Source organism: Vibrio mediterranei (assembly GCF_013364395.1).
In the GTDB taxonomy this organism is placed as follows: domain Bacteria; phylum Pseudomonadota; class Gammaproteobacteria; order Enterobacterales; family Vibrionaceae; genus Vibrio; species Vibrio mediterranei.
The window spans coordinates 2,610,134-2,629,226 of the sequence record NZ_JABXGK010000001.1 but is presented as its reverse complement, the minus strand read 5'-3'; the positions used below and the strand labels follow the sequence as shown (position 1 = coordinate 2,629,226).

General features: G+C 42.9%; 19 protein-coding genes and 1 tRNA gene. 10 read left to right on the top strand and 10 right to left on the bottom strand.

The features are described 5' to 3' along the window. The first annotated feature begins 76 nt into the window (after positions 1-76). From rodA to HOP38_RS12185, 3 genes are all read left to right on the top strand, one after another. Positions 77-1,162 carry a rod shape-determining protein RodA gene (gene rodA / locus HOP38_RS12195; RefSeq protein ID WP_006069915.1) on the top strand — a complete coding sequence of 362 codons (1,086 nt, stop codon included), beginning with the start codon at positions 77-79 and terminating at the stop codon, positions 1,160-1,162. A gap of 97 nt (positions 1,163-1,259) precedes the next feature. Continuing rightward, complete coding sequence (gene dmeF, locus HOP38_RS12190) at positions 1,260-2,231, top strand: CDF family Co(II)/Ni(II) efflux transporter DmeF (RefSeq protein ID WP_198558149.1); 972 nt, start codon at positions 1,260-1,262, stop codon at positions 2,229-2,231. Beyond that, entirely contained in the window at positions 2,231-2,647 is a 417-nt protein-coding gene (locus tag HOP38_RS12185; protein ID WP_006069917.1) for a MarR family winged helix-turn-helix transcriptional regulator, read from the top strand. Before dmeF ends, HOP38_RS12185 begins: the two co-directional genes overlap by 1 nt. 1 nt (position 2,648) lies before the next feature. Here HOP38_RS12185 and HOP38_RS12180 read toward each other — a convergent pair whose 3' ends face one another. After that, positions 2,649-3,020: a hypothetical protein gene (locus HOP38_RS12180; RefSeq protein WP_006069918.1), complete on the bottom strand. Its 372-nt coding sequence runs from the start codon at positions 3,018-3,020 to the stop codon at positions 2,649-2,651. Between the two features lie 596 nt (positions 3,021-3,616). Here HOP38_RS12180 and HOP38_RS12175 point away from each other — a divergent pair. After that, positions 3,617-5,965, top strand: a complete 2,349-nt coding sequence (locus HOP38_RS12175; RefSeq protein ID WP_198558148.1) for a S8 family serine peptidase — start codon at positions 3,617-3,619, stop codon at positions 5,963-5,965. Positions 5,966-5,974: 9 nt separating this feature from the next. Then, complete coding sequence (locus tag HOP38_RS12170; protein WP_198558147.1) at positions 5,975-6,325, top strand: ATPase; 351 nt, start codon at positions 5,975-5,977, stop codon at positions 6,323-6,325. 128 nt (positions 6,326-6,453) lie between these two features. On the opposite strand, the gene HOP38_RS12165 is transcribed toward HOP38_RS12170, so the two are convergent. Continuing rightward, complete coding sequence (locus HOP38_RS12165; protein WP_006069921.1) at positions 6,454-6,996, bottom strand: nuclear transport factor 2 family protein; 543 nt, start codon at positions 6,994-6,996, stop codon at positions 6,454-6,456. A 149-nt stretch (positions 6,997-7,145) separates the two neighbouring features. Here HOP38_RS12165 and HOP38_RS12160 point away from each other — a divergent pair, with 149 nt between their 5' ends. Then, positions 7,146-7,532 (top strand): winged helix-turn-helix transcriptional regulator, encoded by a 387-nt coding sequence (locus HOP38_RS12160; RefSeq protein WP_198558146.1) that lies wholly within the window; start codon positions 7,146-7,148, stop codon positions 7,530-7,532. Positions 7,533-7,688: 156 nt separating this feature from the next. On the opposite strand, the gene HOP38_RS12155 is transcribed toward HOP38_RS12160, so the two are convergent. Next, positions 7,689-8,084 carry a PaaI family thioesterase gene (locus tag HOP38_RS12155; RefSeq protein ID WP_006069923.1) on the bottom strand — a complete coding sequence of 132 codons (396 nt, stop codon included), beginning with the start codon at positions 8,082-8,084 and terminating at the stop codon, positions 7,689-7,691. 122 nt (positions 8,085-8,206) lie between these two features. After that, the gene (locus HOP38_RS12150; RefSeq protein ID WP_006069924.1) at positions 8,207-8,815 is read right to left on the bottom strand and encodes a LysE family translocator; all 609 of its coding nucleotides are present in this window, start codon (positions 8,813-8,815) and stop codon (positions 8,207-8,209) included. A gap of 166 nt (positions 8,816-8,981) precedes the next feature. Between HOP38_RS12150 and HOP38_RS12145 the strand changes: the two genes are divergently transcribed. Then, on the top strand, positions 8,982-10,340 hold the full coding sequence (locus tag HOP38_RS12145; RefSeq protein ID WP_198558145.1) for an aminotransferase-like domain-containing protein: 1,359 nt from the start codon (positions 8,982-8,984) through the stop codon (positions 10,338-10,340). A 141-nt stretch (positions 10,341-10,481) separates the two neighbouring features. Here the strand turns inward: HOP38_RS12145 and HOP38_RS12140 are convergent, their stop codons facing one another. Beyond that, positions 10,482-10,973 carry a VOC family protein gene (locus HOP38_RS12140; protein WP_006069926.1) on the bottom strand — a complete coding sequence of 164 codons (492 nt, stop codon included), beginning with the start codon at positions 10,971-10,973 and terminating at the stop codon, positions 10,482-10,484. Positions 10,974-11,235: 262 nt separating this feature from the next. On the opposite strand from HOP38_RS12140, the gene HOP38_RS12135 reads away from it, so the two are divergent. Next, positions 11,236-11,529 (top strand): Fis family transcriptional regulator, encoded by a 294-nt coding sequence (locus HOP38_RS12135; RefSeq protein WP_198558144.1) that lies wholly within the window; start codon positions 11,236-11,238, stop codon positions 11,527-11,529. A gap of 177 nt (positions 11,530-11,706) precedes the next feature. Here HOP38_RS12135 and HOP38_RS12130 read toward each other — a convergent pair whose 3' ends face one another. The 4 genes from HOP38_RS12130 to HOP38_RS12115 form a co-directional block, all read right to left on the bottom strand. Beyond that, positions 11,707-13,467: a UvrD-helicase domain-containing protein gene (locus HOP38_RS12130; protein ID WP_198558143.1), complete on the bottom strand. Its 1,761-nt coding sequence runs from the start codon at positions 13,465-13,467 to the stop codon at positions 11,707-11,709. Next, positions 13,467-15,419: an ATP-dependent nuclease gene (locus HOP38_RS12125; protein ID WP_198558142.1), complete on the bottom strand. Its 1,953-nt coding sequence runs from the start codon at positions 15,417-15,419 to the stop codon at positions 13,467-13,469. Before HOP38_RS12125 ends, HOP38_RS12130 begins: the two co-directional genes overlap by 1 nt. A 669-nt stretch (positions 15,420-16,088) precedes the next feature. Then, positions 16,089-16,165, bottom strand: a tRNA-Arg gene (locus HOP38_RS12120). Between the two features lie 55 nt (positions 16,166-16,220). Beyond that, positions 16,221-17,354, bottom strand: a complete 1,134-nt coding sequence (locus tag HOP38_RS12115; protein ID WP_124940115.1) for a flagellar assembly protein FlgT — start codon at positions 17,352-17,354, stop codon at positions 16,221-16,223. 161 nt (positions 17,355-17,515) lie between these two features. On the opposite strand from HOP38_RS12115, the gene HOP38_RS12110 reads away from it, so the two are divergent. Together HOP38_RS12110 and HOP38_RS12105 are read left to right on the top strand one after the other, a co-directional pair. Then, a complete protein-coding gene (locus HOP38_RS12110; RefSeq protein WP_006069933.1) occupies positions 17,516-18,151 on the top strand; it encodes a FlgO family outer membrane protein in 636 nt (211 codons plus the stop codon). A gap of 9 nt (positions 18,152-18,160) precedes the next feature. Continuing rightward, positions 18,161-18,589, top strand: coding sequence for an LPP20 family lipoprotein (locus tag HOP38_RS12105; protein ID WP_006069934.1), 429 nt, complete (start codon positions 18,161-18,163; stop codon positions 18,587-18,589). Positions 18,590-18,656: 67 nt separating this feature from the next. Here the strand turns inward: HOP38_RS12105 and HOP38_RS12100 are convergent, their stop codons facing one another. After that, the gene (locus HOP38_RS12100) at positions 18,657-19,082 is read right to left on the bottom strand and encodes a flagella synthesis protein FlgN (RefSeq protein ID WP_006069935.1); all 426 of its coding nucleotides are present in this window, start codon (positions 19,080-19,082) and stop codon (positions 18,657-18,659) included. Between the last annotated feature and the right edge of the window lie 11 nt (positions 19,083-19,093).

The window sequence follows — 19,093 nt, the reverse complement described above, 5'->3', positions numbered from 1 at the left end:
CAGTTTCTTCGTTGTTCCTTTCACCATTTTATCAATCCAAGTGGCGATATTGTGCGTCACTTTACCGAGCTATATTTTGAAAAAGTACCTTATTCCACAAATAGACCTGTCTATTGTGTTAGCGATTCTGTCTTTGATGTTACTGAGTACCTTAACGATATGGAGCGCCAGTGGTTATAACGAGGCCGTTATCACCAACCACCTAATTCGATGCGTTATTTCACTGTCTTGTCTTGCGATCATGTCGTCGATTCCTGCCAAACAGTACCGCCGTTTTTCACCATATCTGTATTTTTTGACGGTAACACTTCTGGTAGCGGTTGTGTTTGCTGGGGATAGTACTAACGGCTCCCAACGTTGGTTGAGCATTGCTGGGTTCCGTTTTCAACCTTCTGAACTAGTGAAATTAGCCATTCCTATGATGGTGGCTTGGTTTATCCAGCAAGATGGCGAGAGACCGACAGGGATGAAGATTGTGTATGCCATGATACTGACCGCCATCCCCGCAGGGCTTATCTTTGTTCAGCCAGACTTGGACGGGGCAATATTTGGCGTGATTTACATGTTATTTGTACTCTATTTCGCGGGAATGAGCTGGAAGATCATCGGTGGTTTTATTGGTTTGGTCGCGACAATGATCCCTTTGCTTTGGTGGTTTGTTATCGAGAGCTATCAAAAGAAGCGCATCCTGCAGTTTCTTAACCCCGAAAGTGATCCATTGGGCTCTGGGTATCAGATTATTCAGTCACATATTGCGATTGGCTCAGGTGGTATTACGGGTAAGGGTTGGACTAATGCAACGCAAAGCTCGCTGGGTTTTATTCCTGAAAGTCATACCGACTTCATCTTTTCCGCCTACGCAGAAGAGTGGGGGTTCATTGGTAGTGTACTGCTGCTATCGCTCTATTTATTCATCACGCTGCGTACGCTCTGGCTTTCCTGTCATTGCCACCATGCATATAGCCGCCTAGTGACGGGTTCGTTGGCATTAAGTTTCTTTCTATATGCTTTTATTAACACGGGCATGGTGAGTGGGATATTACCGGTGATGGGTAGCCCCTTGCCTTTCTTTAGCTATGGTGGGACCGCCATGATCACTCAAGGTATCTGCTTTGGAATCATTATGTCGCTATGTCGTGCATCCTCACGATTTGAGTCCTGACGATAACAAGGAAGCGGTTATTGCTGCAATCGAACATTGACATTGTTTGATGATCAAACTAAATTTAAATCAAATAATTTGATAATCAAACAATATAATGAAAATAGCTAATGACACACTGACTCATCATCACCATTTTTCTAGTCACAATCATCAAGGTGAAAAGCGAACGCTTTACGTGCTGCTTCTTACGCTGACCACGATGGTAGTCGAAATTGTCGCGGGCACGGTCTATGGCTCTATGGCGCTTTTGGCAGACGGTTGGCATATGGGCACACATGCGGCAGCGTTCTGCATTACCTTGTTTGCCTACCGATATGCGAAAAAACATCAGAGTAATGATAGGTTTTCGTTTGGTACGGGAAAGGTCAGTGTGCTTGGTGGCTACACAAGTGCCATTGCACTTGGGATTGTTGCGTTATTAATGTTGGTTGAGTCGGTCCATCGCTTGCTTAATCCGCAGTCGATTCAGTTTAATGAAGCGATTATCGTCGCTTGTATTGGCTTGGCAGTGAACGTCATCAGTATGCTGCTGCTAGGTGACCATCACCACCATGGACATGATGATGCTCATCATCACGAGCACTCACACCATCATGGACATGATGATGCTCATCATCACGAGCACTCACACCATCATGGACATACACATCACCATGATCATAATTTGCGAGCAGCCTACTTACACGTGCTAGCAGATGCGCTGACTTCCGTGATGGCAATTGTGGCCTTGGTACTAGGGAAGTTCTATGGTTGGAATTGGCTCGATGCGTTGATGGGCATGGTCGGTGCGTTAGTGATCAGTAAGTGGACATTGAACTTACTCAAGCAAACAAGCCCGATTCTGCTTGATGAAAATATCGATGATAAATATCGAAAGGCAATCCAAGATGAGCTTACGCCAGTAGCCCTTGTTACGGATTTACATATTTGGAAGGTGAGTGGACATCATCACGCAGCGGCAATTACGCTTATAGACCAAGCGGGTATTTCATTGGATGAGTATAAGCAAAAGCTAAGCAAGTTTGATAAGATTGACCATCTCACTTTAGAAGTACATTCAACATAATGCGAAACTTAGAATCGTTAAATCAGTTACTTACCGAGTTTTACGACAAGATGTCTTCATGGGAACAGTCAGTGGTCAAAGAGACTGGCTATTCCCTTGCACAAGTCCACACCATTGAAGTGCTCGGTATTCATGGTGCTATGAGAATGAAAGAGCTTGCCGACAAGCTCGGCATTACTACGGGCACATTAACGGTTCAAGTAGATAAACTTGTTGCTGCCAACCTGATGGAACGCTTACCACACCCTAATGATCGTCGCGCCATCGTGGTGGCGCTAACACAGCAAGGGCAAGAGATTCATCGTCATCATAACCAGTTGCATTTGGATTTGGTTAAAGATTTAACGAGGCATATCGAGCCGGAACAAGAAGCCTTGTTGATTTCATGTCTCACAAAGATGAATAGCGAGTTCTAGGCTAGTCGGAAGCCAGGCTGTCGACGAAGAATTGATAGTCTAAATAGGCGCGACGTACTCGCTCTGGTATTGGCTTTTCATAAATCCGAGCATCGTCAATTTTCGCCATTGACCAACCTTGAAAAATGACGAGCTCATAACCACTCAATTCTTTCCCATTTGTCTGTGACAATAGCTGATAGCGGATATTCTGGACGTGATACCACGGTGAACTCTTGCCTCGAAAGTGATTAAGAATAGGGTACTGAATTAAAAATATTTCACAGCACATCAGCTGCGCCAGCATACAATCGACGCTTGATCTCTGTTCTTCAGGGTAGAACAACAACACCTTTTTGAGCTCTCGATTACATTCCTGAATGATACTTGGCATTTCCTCCTCCCTAATCTCATTGATAATGATAAGTTGTCACTCGTCGTGTCGAGTTAAGTCACAAGGGATTATTTCAGCTTAGCAGTGCACTCAAACAAAACAAAAGTATTGGTCACCATTAGTCTCTTATTGGTTTGCAATAAACTTATTTGTTACCTAAATAGCCGTAGTCAAATTTAATTAATTAAAATGTTATTAATGAGTTTGATAGATAACGAGTGCATATTCCAATCGTAATTTAATTAAATAAGCTAATTGTTATTTTTTCGCTTTGTTATTTAAGAGTAATTTCTCGCTTTTTACGATTAACTCTTAATTAATACTTCAATTTCTATCTTGAGAGTTGCCATAAAGTAGCTTTAAATCAATGGTTTAAATTTCAACTTTGTCAATTTAATTTTCTAGAGTATATGCTCTTATTGAGTGTTCACTCTTCGGGTTTATTTAGTGATTTGAAGTGCAAAAAACAATCAATAGTAAACCTTATTATTTGCAAGTTAGTGACAACACCTTATAGCTAAATAGTTCATAAATGGTCACTGAGGTGATAGTTCGTGAATGAAAATAATTAAAATGGCTAGATAAGGAAAGATTACATGCACAACACAAAAGGGGTTTATACCCTGTCATCACTAACCTTGGTTCTACTTGGTACCTCTATAGCGAATGCTTCTCAGATAGCGCCATTCAACGAAGATGACTTTCCAGCTAAGTACATTATTAAGTTCAAAGAAGAGGTTTCTAGAGAGGTCTTCTCTGCGGACGGTACAGAGCCAAGCTTGAATCAGTTGCCAGAGAATGTTCTCCAAGCTGCCCAAGCGAGTGCGGTGGAGAAGATCAGCGCTGAGCCGATTTACAGCATAGAGGTCAACGATGCTGAGCTTTCAAAGTTAAGAAGTCATGAACAAGTAGAGTATGTGGAAGTTGACCCTCCCCGTTTTCTACTGAGCGAAACAACACCGTGGGGATACAACGCTGTTAATGCGCAGTTGCTGAGTGATAGTAATGCTGGCAATCGAACAGTTTGCATTATTGATTCGGGCTACGATGTTAGCCATAACGATCTGAGTGGAAATCGTGTTCGTGGTACCAATGACAGTGGAACGGGTTCTTGGAGTGAACCGGGATATAACAACGCTCACGGTACGCATGTTGCGGGAACTATTGCTGCCATTGCAAATGGTGAAGGTGTGAAAGGAGTCATGCCAAATCAGCAGGTGAATCTACATATTGTTAAGGTTTTCAACGAGTCGGGGTGGGGTTATTCGTCAAGCTTGGTGAAAGCAATACAAACCTGTGCAGAGAATGGTGCCGATGTTGTGAACATGAGTTTAGGTGGTAGCCAAGCCAGCCGCACTGAGCAAAATGCTTTGCAGTCATTGTCCGACCAAGGCGTATTGCTCATCGCTGCTGCAGGTAACGATGGGAATACCGCGCATAGCTATCCAGCGTCATACGAGGCGGTAATGTCTGTGGCAGCTGTTGATAACAACGACGATCATGCAGCGTTTTCTCAGGCTACTGACCAAGTAGAGATTGCTGCTCCGGGTGTCGCAGTACTGTCTACGGTAACCGTTGGAGAAGGGGTGTTGAGTGACATTGTATTCAATGGCGTCAGTCAGTTTAAGCGTGGTGTGGTATCGCACAACCGCAAGTCAAAAACCTCTGGCCGTTATTTATCGGACTCAATCTCAGGATCCTTTAGCGGAGAATTAGCACAATGTGATGTGTCGTCTGGCGATTATCGCTGCGGCGATCTTACCGACAAAGTGTGTTTGACTGAGCGTATCGAGAATCAACGCTCTGGCGTTCGCCCTGAGATAAATGCTGTCAAAGCCTGTTATAACGCAGGTGCTAGGGCTGCTATTGTCTACAGCAACAGTGAATTACCAGGTTTACAGAACCCGTTTGTATTGGATGACAACGACCAATATCGCTTGATTTCAGTAACGGTCAATAGGGAACTCGGGCTAGAGCTTGCCGCTCAACAAGGCCAAATTGTTACCGTTTCCACATCAAAAGGGCAAGACTACGAGTATTACAATGGAACTTCCATGGCTACGCCACATGTTGCCGGTGTAGCAGGACTCGTGTGGAGCTATCATCCAAATTGCACCGCGTCACAAGTTCGTCGAGCATTAACCGCAAGTGCAAAAGATATCGATGTTGCTGGCAGAGATAACAGAACCGGTTATGGCTTAGTCGATGCTGATGCGGCAAAGCGCTATCTCGATCAAGGTTGTAATGGTCCGGATGGTGGGCAGGGAGAAACGGTATTAGTTAATGGTATTGCTAAAGGGCCGCTCCAAGGTAGTGCTCAATCAAGTCGTCTGTTCACATTTGATGTACCTGATGATGCAACCGAGCTTAGCTTCTCATTAGTGGGCGGCAGTGGTGATGCTGATCTTTATGTGAGTTTTGAGCAAGAGCCGACGAATCGTCGTTATGATTGTCGTTCATGGGAATCTGGAAATAATGAACGCTGCACTATAAGTGACGTCTCAGCAGGCACGTATCATGTATTGGTGAAGGGCTACTCGGCGTATTCTGGTGTGATGCTCACCGCCGCTCATGATGGTGCAGAGAGCGGCACTCAACCACCATCCACTTACACCAACAGTACCGCGGTCAAGATCCCTGATAACAATACTAGCGGAGCAACCAGCCAAATAGAGGTCTTACGCTCTGGTGACTCCGGAAGCCTTGAGGTCACCGTGGACATTAGCCATAGTTATATCGGAGATCTTAAACTGACATTGATCTCACCGACCAATAGTGAAAAAGTACTGCACGAAAATAGTGGGGGTTCTGCCAGCGACATCAAGACCAGCTATTCTATAGACTTTTCTGGTGTTGAGTCTAAAGGGAACTGGACGCTTAAAGCGGTAGATAGCGCTCGCCAAGATACCGGAACAATCAATAGTTGGACACTGTCATTTCAGTAAGGAGTGGATATGAAGAACTACATAGCTTCTCGCTCTCAATGGCTAACTTGGTTAATCGGATTTGTCCTTGTATTTAGCATGACAGCAACCTTTGCGGACAACCCGGCCTTTCCACCAATAGATGAGAGGCCAGTGGACATCACAGAGCAGCCAACCCGATTTTACGTTAAGTACACTCAGGGAGCGGTGCAACAGGTGAGGGAGTTATTAATGTCTCATCAATTAGAAGTAGTCGAGGTATTGGACAATCAGAGGGTGTTTGTTGTCTCTGGTGAGCAGGAAAAGGCGGATTCCTTAGCTGATAGCGCATTGGTTGAGTACGTGGAGCCTGAGCCAATTAGGAAACTGTACTCTCAGTAATCCGGTGCTTCATTTCAAGATACTGAGTAGGCGTTAACGAGAATGCCTCGGTTTGATAATCAGGCCAAGGCATCTATTCAACGCCATCTAAAGAGGTGGCGTTGATAACAAGACTAGCGAAAAGAGGCCTAAAACACGCCATTTTCATTTTCGATATCGCCACCACTGATAAGTGAATATACTCGCATTGAGAAGTCGAGCGCTTGAATCGAATCCCAATGCTCTACAATCCGACCATCTTCAATACGCCAAGTATCGATAATATTCATCCCTTTTTGATCGTTTCCTCTGTCTTCACTGTTGAGTGTGGCGTGAGAGTGAAAAATCACATAGTCACCGTCAGCATAGATATGTTTTACATCATAGCTGTACTCTGGGTAGTCCTCGACAAACTCCTTGAGAAATCCAACTAGCCCGGTGACTTTATCGGGGAGGTTTCGGTTGTGCTGAACGTAAGAACTATCATTGTAGTGCTCCATCACATAGTCAAAGTCATGGTTGTTCATTAGGTGCTGAACAAAATCAGTAATTAGTGCGGCATTTTTCGCTTCTTGTTCTGTCCAGTTCGCTTTTGTTAAGTTTTTAAAATCAATAGTTAAAGTGTCTGCTGATTGTGCGCAGACGTGGCTAGTCACGATAATAAGGATGAATGTAGTTAGTGCTTTAAACATAGTTAACTCCCTTTCACAGTTTTCCATTGGTTACTTTTAGTAACTATAGTAATTTATAGTAACTAGCAGTACAATAAGGCACCAAAAGATGCGTTAGTTACCTTTTGGTAACTGTTGGCGGGTTTGGTACAGAGAAAAGGTAAGAAGTTATGGTCAAAGCAACAAAGACGGAAAGGCGTGTGTTTTATAACACTCAGGACTGTCCCGTTAGAAACGTGGTAGCTCAAATCGGTGACAAATGGTCGTTGCTTATTTTATTTGCACTAGTGGATGGGCCTGACCGATTTAACGATTTAAAGTCTAGAATTGAAGGAATCTCTCAACGTATGTTGACGCAAACTCTTCGTGACTTGGAAAGAGAAGGTTATGTAAATAGGACCGTTTACCCAGAAGTACCTGTTCGCGTGGAATATGCGTTGACTGACTTAGGTAAACAAGTAGTTAAGCCATTATATGAACTTGTTCAATGGGCCGAGAATCATAAACCTAATATTGAGCAAGCTCGCGCTGAGTATGATAGTAAAACAAAAGGCTAGAAAATGATGTGCATGTCATAGCGTCTAAAGAGTCTTAAAAGTTCAACCATATGCGTTTTATTCTACATATCTAACTCTCTATTCTCATTGGAACACATGCTCCTGAAGCCCTTCTCTTGCGCGAGGGAGACTGATGATCATCCGCAATGAAGATATTTACATAAACTTCGCTTCAGCTCTTGAATAACATTCACCATCCACATAAATACCACTGTTTAATATATACAAACCTCGTTTGCTTTTTAAGCAATGAGCTTGTACTTCAATTAACGTGTTAAGAGGTATTGGCTTGATAAAGCGAACATCAAGCTGGGCTGTCATGGCACAAACGTCGCGAGAGAAAAGGCAGTGGGTCATGGCGGCATCATGTAGAGCGCTGATTGCCCCACCTTGCATGACATCTTGGTAGCCTTGCACATTCTCCATGGGTACGATTTTAGCTCTTACTCCACCATCTAACGTAGGAATGAACTCAAGAGTTGTATGTGGGTTGAAAAAAGGCTGGCAGCAAATGGCGCATTGCTGGTGGTTGATAGGATGATGAATAGACATAACTTACCTTCAGGTTAATGGACTCCTTAAGCTTTGCCAGAGATACTATAAATATAACTGGCATATGCCAATAATTAGTTGTGAGAAATTAGTGTTCATATAACAAGGGTGACAGGTGTTTTTCAGATAGAGTGCTCCAACACTGGCAACAATGATATAAACGTTATAGCGGCTAGGCTGATATTAAACATGCGCTGTTTTAAGGTGGTATTGAGATAAACTCGGATTTTTTGACCAACCCAAACCCAAGTGATATTGGCAAACAGTCCAAATGTCGTAAATACTAGGGTAATCAGTGCCACAGAGAGCCAATAGCTGGAGGGTAGGCTATAGCTTGTTACCAAAGCGAGTGATGCCATCCAGGCTTTCATATTACCCAGTTGAAATAACGTAGCCTGAGTCATATTGATTGGTTTGCTCTTGGTGGATTTTCCGGAGAAAGGGTTGGTACATAAAAGCTTTATCATCAACCAAAACATATAAGCCAGACCAAGGTATTTTATTGCTAGATACCAACTAGGGTGAGTTGTAAGAGCGACACCTACGCCACATGCACAGAGCAGGATCAGCCCGGCTACACCAATACGAATACCAATCAGATGTCGCCATGATTTCCGGATACCAAATTGTGCCCCTGAATTGGCGAGCAATAAATTGTTCGGTCCCGGGGTGATGGCGGTAACAAATGCGAATAAACTCATGGCCGGCATTAAGTCCCATAATGTCGTCATTTCCTTTCTTCTCCTCTCAAACAAGTACAGACAGCCCAAGAGTAAAGGTGCTCAGAGAGATTGACCTACAGTTAATGCGTCATGGTGACAATTCTTTGGTTTCATTTTCATCAGGCCTTATTTATCCTGATTACAAGAAACAATTGTACCCCTTTGGAGAGAGACAATGTTAGTCCCAGATATATCGGGTCGTTCCGGACCTAAGTTTATGGCACTGGCTGATGCGATTGCCGAGGTGATAGAAAGTGGTGAGCTGGAGCCAGATACTAAATTGTTACCCCAGCGTATTTTGTCTTATCGATTGGGTGTGACAGTTGGAACGGTGACTAGAGCCTATCATGAGCTTGAGCGAAGGGGACTAACGGAGCCCAAAGTAGGAAGCGGGACCTATGTTCGGAACAGAGAAACTGAACTGAATCACTTTTATCATCCGGTATTGGAAGAAAAAGGTATTGATTTGGCACGTTGCCGACCTTTTCTGTTGTCACAGCCGAAATTTCTTGCTGACGCATTGAAGGAGTTATCTCACGAAGAAATCGCGCAAGCAGCGGTACTGGATTATTACTCCGCTGATGGTATTCATGGTCATAGTGAGACCCTTCGACAATGGCTGATGACCAAATTCAATATCGATATTGATGCCCGACGAGTGGTGTGGACACATGGAGGGCAGCACGGAATATCGTTGATTATACAAGCACTAAGCCGTCCCCAAGATACTATTCTTGCTGAAGGCTTGTGTTATCCGGAATTCATGCACGCATGTCAACAAGCCGAACGAAAGTTAGTGCCAGTAAAAGTTGATGAGCATGGATTAGATCCAGAAGATTTGGCTTTGCACTGTAAGAGACATCGTCCCAAACTACTTTATCTAACTCCGGGAGTTCAAAACCCGACCGGAGCCCAGCTATCGGACAGCCGAAGACTGAAAATCATTGAAATATGCCGTCGCTACAACGTGCTAATTATTGAGGACGATGTGCTCTACTGCCCGCCGTCTCATCGAAAGACTCCGTTAGTTGCTATCGCTCCGGATATTACCTTATACGTGGGTAGCTTTTCTAAGTACTTTGCGGGTGGGTTGCGACTGGGTTTTGTCATTCTACCATTGTCCTTCAAGGACTTAATGCAACGTGCGCTACGAGCCAGTTGTATGTATGTTAGCCCGCTAATCATCGATCTGGTGTGTCGCTGGCTAACCAGCGGTGCGATGCAAGCTGTGGATGAAGAGATCGCGATGGAACTCAATGCACGTCACCGGGTCTGGAAGAAGGTATTTCCCAAAATCCAGATTGGTGTACCTGGCTACAATGTTTGGCTACCTTTGCCTGAACCGCTAACCGGGTATCATTTTAACCAATCGTTGCTGAAATATGGGGTCAGAGTGAGAGAAGCAGAAATGTTTGCTGTGGGTCGTTATGAAGTTCCGGCAGCGGTGAGGGTATCTCTGGCAGGTCCATCAAGTCGTCCACAATTGCAATCAGCTTTAGAGATTGTAAGAGAGCAAATTGCACGGCTCACTTAAACTTCATCGTTAATGTCGTTTGCGTCAGCAAGAGCCTCGCTAACTCACTTTTTTCGAGATTCATTGAGGCAATAAAACAAAAATGCCCACGAGACAAATATCTAGTGGGCATTAAAATTATTTAATTAGCAGCTGAGAGAGTTACTCGTAGTCAGAAGCGTAAGTGTCTTCGTAAGAGTGAGAGTAGAACTCAAATAAGTTACCAAACGGGTCTTCTAGGTAAACCATTTGCGCTTGCTTAGAATCATCTTCTGGGTGGTAACGGTGAATATCCATGCGCACTTTACCGCCAAACTCTTCTACACGTTTGATTGCTGATTCAAACTGCTCTTTTGGCAATTGTAGACAGAAGTGGAAGATACCTAGACGAGAAAAGTCAACGTTATGACGTTCTTCACGGTCAACCATTTCGAACAGCTCTACACCGATACCGTCATTAGTTACTAGGTGAGCAATGTTGAAGCCTTTGAAGCCTTCACCAAATACTGCAATACACATACGACCGATTGCACTTTCGCGCTCTTCGATTACTTTAGTGTTGTTCATTACAACGCGAAGGCCTAGCGCTTTAGTGTAGAACTCTACCGCTTTGTCCATATCGCCAACCATGATACCAACGTGATTCATTTTCATAACTTTCTCCAAAAACTGATTTGATTATTCGTTTCGTATTTCGTTTCGATGTGGAGAAGTATAAGTATGACTGGTAGTATTTAAAAATTATCAATAATTATAAAAATGATAACATAACGTTATTAAATGCAGTTGCCCTTTATGAGTTTGATGTGGGTATACTCCAACCTCAACTCCTGTTGCTTGACCTACTTTCCAAACATTGGGAGCGCTAAGTATGCGGTCATATTTATTTATCCATTACAAATAGGAAATTCTCTTCATGCGTAAATCAGATAAGAAAGTTGAAAATTTAATTAGAGACGTACTAACAGAAGTATGTGAAGGGACGCTAAAAAGCTACGATGGTTTTCTTTGGGTGACTCATACTGTTAAATTCGGTTCTTTTCCGCAGAGCTTAAAAATCGTCTGCGTATTCGAAACGAATCAAGATAGAGCAAACTTTTTAATAGGGGAAGGTCAGCAACATGTCTCAACGACTATCCAAAATGCGTTTAGTAAGGTCGGGGTGCAACTAAAAAACGTAAGTAAGCAAATTAGTTACGATATACGGTAAAGTGCCTAAATCTAGTCATTCCTGCGAGGGCTGGAATCTACCATCAGAGTCCTCTGAGTCAGATGAGTCACCTCTAGCTTACTTTTGCCCCAAAATGCGTTAGGTCAACACAATATTGAAATTAGTATAGGTAATATAAAATATGCTCAATTTTTGAATTTGACCTTTGTAAAATGTCTAAAGCAAGTGAAATCCCATATCCGTTAATCTTGTTTTATCAGCATCATTTAAAGTTTTCACAGCCCATATTAAACAGTGTTTAGGCCTTGATGAGGCAACATATGCGAACCTAGCAGCCTCACTGCTTTGACTATCAATCCAACTGCGCCAATGAGAACCAGGCTGCCCACCTGCGCGTGCCGTTGAAATTAGAATGGTGACATCGTGTGTTTCGCCTTTTGCTCCATGAATTGTAGTCTTACGGTGCAATGTTGTTGTTTTAGTTGTTTGTCCTAAAAATGTGTCAACTTGGTTGCCTGCTTGACCAGAGGGTGATGTCAAATTTACATTATTTAGTGGGGATATGACTTGGGCAATCTCTTGTATGATGAATTTTTGACTTGATAGGTTTCGAACTAATGTCTTAGCACTACGTACCCAATTTGACCAAGAACCTGTCATTTGTTTTAGGTTATTATTGGTGAAATACTTAAGTGATGAACATAAAAACCTTCTCCATGCTAGGTTTGAGTCTATGCTTTGTGGACAATTGAAACTGTTTGGTTTAATGCACTCTTGTAGATGGTGGCGAATAAACTCCGAGAATAATGTCACGGATTTTTCTAGTGCATCCATATCATCGGGGTCAAATAGCTTTATTGCTAATGCTAGTTTCTGGACGTTGTTTAGCTTCGAAGCAGAAGTTTGAAACTTTTGTAGGATTGAGTGCCCTCTAGAGATAATAGTGTTGTTTTTATAACCATTACATAGTTTTTCAAATGTACTAATCAGTTCCGTTGGGCACCTATCATACTGGGCAATGAAACACTTTGGTTCTAACCACGTTACTTGCCCGATAATATCTCTACGACCTGTTAGTTTTTCACATAGGTTGATGATATTTTGACAACTTCGGAAATTGCTAGTTAGCTCAAGTGAAACGAAATTGTTGTTTCCTACAAATTTACTGATCTCCTCGGGGTCAACGTCTCTAAATCCATATATAGCCTGGTGAAGGTCGCCAACAAAATGCAGTTTAATACCAACATTTGAGAGACATTGAAGAATCATAAGCTGTTCAAAAGAAAGATCTTGGCACTCATCCACAATTATTAGCGGATATTTTTTTGCGAATAGTTGAACAAATTTTTCAAATTTCTCTTCGGTAAGTGCTTTCAGTGCTAAATACTCAATGTCTTTATAAGTTGCGTAGCCAGCAGCAAGCATTAGATTTTTGGTTTCTTTTAGATCTCTTTCTTGCCAGCTTTCAAGGGTAACTGCATTTAGTTCTCGATCTTTGATTGAATCCCCAGTATCGAAGATAGCTCCACCATTTTTCAAGTCCATAGAATAGTGATGTGCATGTATGTTGCCGCGACGAGCTATGCCCCACCTTGTTCTAAAACCTAAAGTTGAAGTTCCTTCAATAATGCGAATTGTACAATCTCCAGCTTGCCCGTTAAATCCAGTCAACTGAGTTGCTAAAGGGTTAACAATATTCTTGTAGATAAAACTATCGAACGTCCCCAAAAAGTGAGGAAAGAGACTGCGTCCAATTGGCAAATATTTCATAACTCTATTTTTTAATTCGTCAGTTGCACTATTTGCAAAAGATAATACAGCCATACCTCCTGGATACTTACGCCATCTTTTGGCTTCTGTAGCTACTTTTGCTGCTACTACTTCAGTCTTTCCGCTACCAGGGCAAGCTTCTAAAAAAACATGTCTATTAATATCTGATTCGATATAAGCCTGTTGCTCTTCAGTGAACTCGAACATTACTCTTGCTCCCCTGTTTTCTCCAGAGAACAAGCCCACAGAATGGCATCTTCAATGTATTTAGGAACGCTAATGCTTAGTTTTTCTTTTTCAATTTTATCGGTGAAAACTTGAGCAAAAATACCTTTGCCAACTTTATCATCATCAATGCGCTTCAGAATTTCGTGGGCAGATACGGATTTTTCCTCAGACGTTTTCGTTGTCCATTCTTGGCCAGCAATCTGATTGAGAGTATCTATTACAGTGCTATTCCCTGTTTTAGGTTTTGGCCAAAGTGAAGCGACAACCTCAGCCATTAGAGCTACGTTATTACCTTCCATAGCCAAATCGTACTCTAGCGTCTTATACTTACTGACAAACAAGCGAGCGTTTTCAGATGAGTTGATTGAATCAACTAATTTAATAGCATGGTTCATGCCTTTAAGTAGATGTGAATCGTGTGGAATAAAGTCGACTTCTTTATCAATGGTTTCATCTTCATTTTCTTCGCTAGCGACTTGGATAGTTTGTTTCTTTGGAGGGTCTAGATCTGTAACGCCAGCACAGCGAACTGGTATATTTAGGCCTTCTTGATCTTCTTCATCTTCGAGGTCTGTTAAATTGCAATATAGTCTTATGAAATGCTTAAAATAAATGCCATTAAGGTTGATGGTTGAAACTCCCAGATCTTCTAAATTCTTTTTCCCGTCACTTTGCTCTTTTAGAACCTCCTTCGCCAGAATGGGAAACAACATTTGTTCTGCAATTCCCTCAACAAGAATGAGACCACTTGCGAACAACAAGTTTGACTTTGTTACATCCAGCCATCGGTTGATAAACTGTGTACTTCCGTCAGGAAGTCCGCATGAACGCAACGGTGTTGCTGTTGGTGAACTAGATTTAGATAAGTGGATGATTGAGTCGATTTCCACCGAAGAAGCCAAGACGGTTGAGTGACTGGTGACTATGACTTGAACATTGTTATTTTTATCTGCAACTGACTTTAGATGATTTAGAAGCCTAATCTGCAATTGAGGATGTAAGTGAGCTTCTGGCTCTTCAATTAGCAATAATTTAAGCAGGGGTTGTTCGTCTTCTCCATCATCATCATTGAGGGTTAGCTCTGCGAGGATTGATGCTATGTATAGTAGGTTGTTATATCCAAGGCTATTTTGACTTAAGCTTCGGAATAAATCTTGATCATCCGCAGACATGTCAGGGAAAAATAGGAGCGTCAAACTTTCGGCTATTTTGGTAAAATCGCTTTCAGCAAACTGAATTCGAGTTTTCTGTCCAAAATGATGACCTATTGCTTTGACTAAGTGTTCAGTAATAAGTTCGTTTGCTCCTTTAATGCTCAAGCTTTTATCTGTAACCAGAGTGTCGTTAAAGTTTTTGAATTGCTCCTCTAGAGGGTGAGGAGTATTGTTTATTCGACATTCTTTTAATGCGTTGCGGTTAATTGCCTTGAGTAATTTAGATAAGCGTGATTGCCTACCATTGGTGAGCTTAGATTCAGCATCTCTCAATGGTGGCAAATAAATGCATTGAATTAAGTCGAGTAACTCAGGATCGAATTGTGAGCTTCGAGAGGAACCTCCCCAAACTAGCTTTTTGTATCTTCCTCTGACTTCTCTATTCTCTGCTTGTAGGTTTAGGACAGCAGTGTCTGTACCACCACTCCAAGGCAGCAATGCAATTTTTTCATCTGAGTCTAAACCATTGAAATTAGCTTTGATTGAGAAGGATGGAGCTATTGGAGAGCCTTGGGTGAATGCAGAGTAAAAGTCATCCTGGCTAATGCTATATCGCCCAGACTCTGAGTCCTGGAACAATTGCCGAATTGCACTAATTATAGCGGTTTTGCCTGCACCATTTTCACCTACGAGAACATTCAAACCAGGCGAGAAAGGAATTTTGAACTCTTCATCAAAACAACGAAAGCCTTTTACTCGTAACTCATTTAAGTACATACATTCCTCACAAATTACTCCAATACATTTATATGCCATAAAGCACTATGCGCATACTAACATTCTCTAGTACTGATTTTTGTGAGGAGGACAAAACATAACAACGGTATTTAATTGAAAATGTTGAATAACTTTTGGAGTTACATTCAAATTAAGGTGCTAATATTTTTGCGGGCTACAAGAGAATACTTAGGTTGTGGCATCCCAATAGTGTTTGCGAATATCACTAACAATGAGCGGAGCAGGTCTTGCGTTTGCCTTGTCACTTTACCGATACTATTCCTAATCCACACTATCCGAGCTAAAGCAAAACCTCTAGCTCATTTATGTCCAAAAATGAGTCGAAACTCTCATTTAGGGCTCATTCCTTAACGAAAGCTTTTAGAGTTTCCACTTAGTCAATCAGGCTTTTTCAATAAGCTATACGCACGCCTCAAGTCTTGACATCATGCTATGGAAAGCGAGTCTCCTATAGAGTCTCAAGAAGGGGGTTGTATTTGGAAGCGCCGAATCGCTATAAAAACAAGCGGCTAAGATTGCAGCTTGGTGAGGTTGCTCGATTTATCGTCAAAATGTATTAGATATCAAAGTCTAACCTATGATTTTCCTACACAGAAAGCCAAAAACAACAAAGGGCTAGCAATCACTAACTTGCTAGCCCTTTTAATATGGCGCTCCCGACAGGATTCGAACCTGTGACCTGCCCCTTAGGAGGGGGCCGCGCTATCCAGCTGTGCCACGGGAGCTTATGACTAATAATACTCAATTATTTTAATAAGTTAAGTCGCTTTTCTACATTTATTATAGTTTGTTCATCACGTCACCAATTTGAATACTGTTGGCGAGGCTTGGCTGGTCGACGGTTGCTTCAGCATCATTTTCATAGACGCGTGACACGGTTAGGGTGATGTCGCTCTGACTCACTTTATTGCGCGGCAAACCATTCTGGTCGATAAAGGAGCCTGTATGCCAAAGTTGCAATCGGTCTCCCGCTTGCACACCGTGGACTCGGCCTAAGTCGATGGTGACTTTATTGCCGTAAGAGGCGACCACTTCAGGCAAGGTCATCTTACAAGAGATCTCTGCTTCGAGATCGAGCATGATATTACGGCTGACTTTCTGCATCATTTCGCCGTAAGCAGATGTCCAGAAACGAGCACTTTTGGTGTCGACTTTACTGGTTTTAGCAAATGGCCACTGGGCGATTTCACGGTAGTTACGTTGATAGATTTCATGGCCGGTTTTGCCGTCGTAGACCGACATATCCATAGCAAACTGGCGATTGATTACATCATCGGACAGCAATCCGCCCTGAGTTATGGTGGCTGTCAGATCGTTAATCTGTCCGGTTACTAAGTATTGTGCTCCCAGATCTTCGGCGATCATCTTAATACGCTCAGGTTGCCGTTTATTAATCTCATAGCGTGTGGTACCGACCGAAACAAAACTGTATGAGCGATGTTCAAGCTGATTAGAGATAACAGAACTGAAGTCTTCACCCAGGTCGTATATTTGCCCCATGACCGCTTGTTGTGGATCAACGATATCAAACATTGCCACGCCAAATGTCTTTTTGTATTGCTCGTTATGGCAAGCCTTTGCCGTTGGGTAAATGTCGATCCGCGCTTTGACGACCATTTGATTGCCGCTTTTGTATTGATCGTCGATGACGATTTGGCGAACTTCGGAATCAATGAATTGGTATTGTTTTCTATCGTCTTCGAGCAACGGGGCTAAGTTTGCAAGCCCACCGATATCAGCTCCAGAGAAGTCTACTGCTTTGTAGACGGCATCTTCTAGTGCGTAGATCCTTGCCGCTTTCTCAGAGGAGACGATGGTGGAAGTACCGGTGACTTCATACCATGCAGCAAAGGCAGAGCTACTGCTAAAAGTAACCAATACCGTTGAAATTAAAGAAGAAACGATTTTTTTCATACAACCAATCCAAATGCGGAACAATATTTGCTAGCTAGTTTGTAGCGAATATTGGAGCGGGCTTTCTTATTAAGGACAGAATGAGAATAGCAAGGATTGTTCCAACCTTGAAAAGGTGGGGAACCTATCCATCCAATTAATAACTTTTTGGAGAGTGTGTAATGAAAAAGTGGCTCCTGATGGCATCAGTGTTAACACTGACCGCTTGTGCCTACTCACCAATCTATAACGGTAAGGAACCCTATTCCGGCAGTAAGTTTATGCTGATGGAAAGTCCTCGCCATACGATGGATTATTTCGTCGAGAGTTTGACGGAAGACTTAGTTGAATCGAACACTAGCGTGTCGTCTCGCACTCCGATAGCGGTGGCATCGTTTGTTGATTTGCAGAATATGGATGCGACGAACTGGTTGGGGAACTCGGTATCAGAGGGCTTTATCTACCAGCTTCAGCGCCGTGGCTTTAAGGTTGTTGACTTCAAGACAACGGGCTCAATTCAGGTGACCAGTCAAGGTGACTTCGTACTAAGTCGTGATTGGAAAGATCTGGCCCAAGAGCAGCAGATTCAGTTCGTCTTGACGGGAACCATGTTGCGCCAAGAAGGTGGTGTACTGGTTAATGCTCGTGTTGTTGGCATGCAGTCGCGTATTGTGGTCGCTTCGGCTCAAGGCTTCTTGCCTGCTGACCGCATTGGCCGTGATTTGGATACGCTGAATCAAATGCGTACCGAAGATGGCGTTCTGATTCGTTCAGACCCGACTATGACGACACCTCATACAGTCATCTTGCGCCCATAGGAAAGGATAATGAGATTTTTATTTGCCGCGCTTGTAGCGCTTGTGATGATGGGTTGTACTCCGATTACAGCCATGGACCAGAACACACTAACGGCGGTGGGCTATGCGAGTATCAGCGAGCAAACTGGCCGCAATGAAGAAGAAAAGCAAGTTCGTGCCATGCGTGCTTCTAAGATTGATGCTTACCGCGAGTTAGCGGAGCAAGTGTACGGCCTACGAGTGTCTGCTCGTGCTGACTTACAAGATCAACGCTTGGGTGTTGAATCGACAACAGGCGCGGTAGATGGTGTCATTCGTGGTGCGGAAGTAGTTCGCAGCTATAAAGTTGGTGACAGCTATGTTACTGAACTGCTACTCGATATTGATAAGATGAATCGTCTAAGAGACTACGGCGAAATCCGCCGAGTGCCTGAGAAGAAACGTCAGAGCTTGTTCTAATATCAACACTCTAGATAGCAAAAAGCGGCAACAGTTCTCCTGTTGCCGCTTTTTTGTATTTGAGATATTAGGCTTTTAAGTTAGTTCCTAATGTCGACAAGGTGTGGGTTTGGCCACCTGCGTTGTAAGTCATGCCCACTTTGCCATGACTTTGCTGCATCAAATTATTGAGCTTATTAAAGCTTAATTGGGCGCGTTGTAGACTCTGACCATTGATGTCGTTGAGTTGTTGGCAGTCGAGGATAATCGACTTAATGTCAGCCACCTTTTGAGCCAGCACGGCTTCTTCGGTGAGTCTTGCTACATCTTGATGTTGAGCCAGTCTTTGATCGGTTTGTTGAAGCTGACCAATGATTGCCATCTTTTCTTTGGCAAATCTTTCAATTTCAGATGATTCGCGAGCAGTAATGGCCTTGGTCTCCTCGGAGAGGAGCATAGACAGTGCTTTTGCATTTTTCAGTTGGTATTCAACCAAATCAACCAGTGCTGCCATTAATATACCTG

Excerpts from the sequence above, each read along its gene's own strand:
- HOP38_RS12145 (WP_198558145.1), top strand. The coding sequence starts at position 8,982 with ATGTTAGTCCCAGATATATCGGGTCGTTCCGGACCTAAGTTTATGGCA.
- HOP38_RS12130 (WP_198558143.1), bottom strand. The coding sequence starts at position 13,467 with ATGTTCGAGTTCACTGAAGAGCAACAGGCTTATATCGAATCAGATATT.
- HOP38_RS12135 (WP_198558144.1), top strand. The coding sequence starts at position 11,236 with ATGCGTAAATCAGATAAGAAAGTTGAAAATTTAATTAGAGACGTACTA.
- HOP38_RS12150 (WP_006069924.1), bottom strand. The coding sequence starts at position 8,815 with ATGACGACATTATGGGACTTAATGCCGGCCATGAGTTTATTCGCATTT.
- HOP38_RS12180 (WP_006069918.1), bottom strand. The coding sequence starts at position 3,020 with ATGCCAAGTATCATTCAGGAATGTAATCGAGAGCTCAAAAAGGTGTTG.
- HOP38_RS12185 (WP_006069917.1), top strand. The coding sequence starts at position 2,231 with ATGCGAAACTTAGAATCGTTAAATCAGTTACTTACCGAGTTTTACGAC.
- HOP38_RS12105 (WP_006069934.1), top strand. The coding sequence starts at position 18,161 with ATGAGATTTTTATTTGCCGCGCTTGTAGCGCTTGTGATGATGGGTTGT.
- dmeF (WP_198558149.1), top strand. The coding sequence starts at position 1,260 with ATGAAAATAGCTAATGACACACTGACTCATCATCACCATTTTTCTAGT.
- HOP38_RS12170 (WP_198558147.1), top strand. The coding sequence starts at position 5,975 with ATGAAGAACTACATAGCTTCTCGCTCTCAATGGCTAACTTGGTTAATC.
- HOP38_RS12110 (WP_006069933.1), top strand. The coding sequence starts at position 17,516 with ATGAAAAAGTGGCTCCTGATGGCATCAGTGTTAACACTGACCGCTTGT.
- HOP38_RS12125 (WP_198558142.1), bottom strand. The coding sequence starts at position 15,419 with ATGTACTTAAATGAGTTACGAGTAAAAGGCTTTCGTTGTTTTGATGAA.
- HOP38_RS12165 (WP_006069921.1), bottom strand. The coding sequence starts at position 6,996 with ATGTTTAAAGCACTAACTACATTCATCCTTATTATCGTGACTAGCCAC.
- HOP38_RS12175 (WP_198558148.1), top strand. The coding sequence starts at position 3,617 with ATGCACAACACAAAAGGGGTTTATACCCTGTCATCACTAACCTTGGTT.
- HOP38_RS12155 (WP_006069923.1), bottom strand. The coding sequence starts at position 8,084 with ATGTCTATTCATCATCCTATCAACCACCAGCAATGCGCCATTTGCTGC.
- HOP38_RS12160 (WP_198558146.1), top strand. The coding sequence starts at position 7,146 with ATGGTCAAAGCAACAAAGACGGAAAGGCGTGTGTTTTATAACACTCAG.
- HOP38_RS12100 (WP_006069935.1), bottom strand. The coding sequence starts at position 19,082 with ATGGCAGCACTGGTTGATTTGGTTGAATACCAACTGAAAAATGCAAAA.
- HOP38_RS12140 (WP_006069926.1), bottom strand. The coding sequence starts at position 10,973 with ATGAAAATGAATCACGTTGGTATCATGGTTGGCGATATGGACAAAGCG.
- HOP38_RS12115 (WP_124940115.1), bottom strand. The coding sequence starts at position 17,354 with ATGAAAAAAATCGTTTCTTCTTTAATTTCAACGGTATTGGTTACTTTT.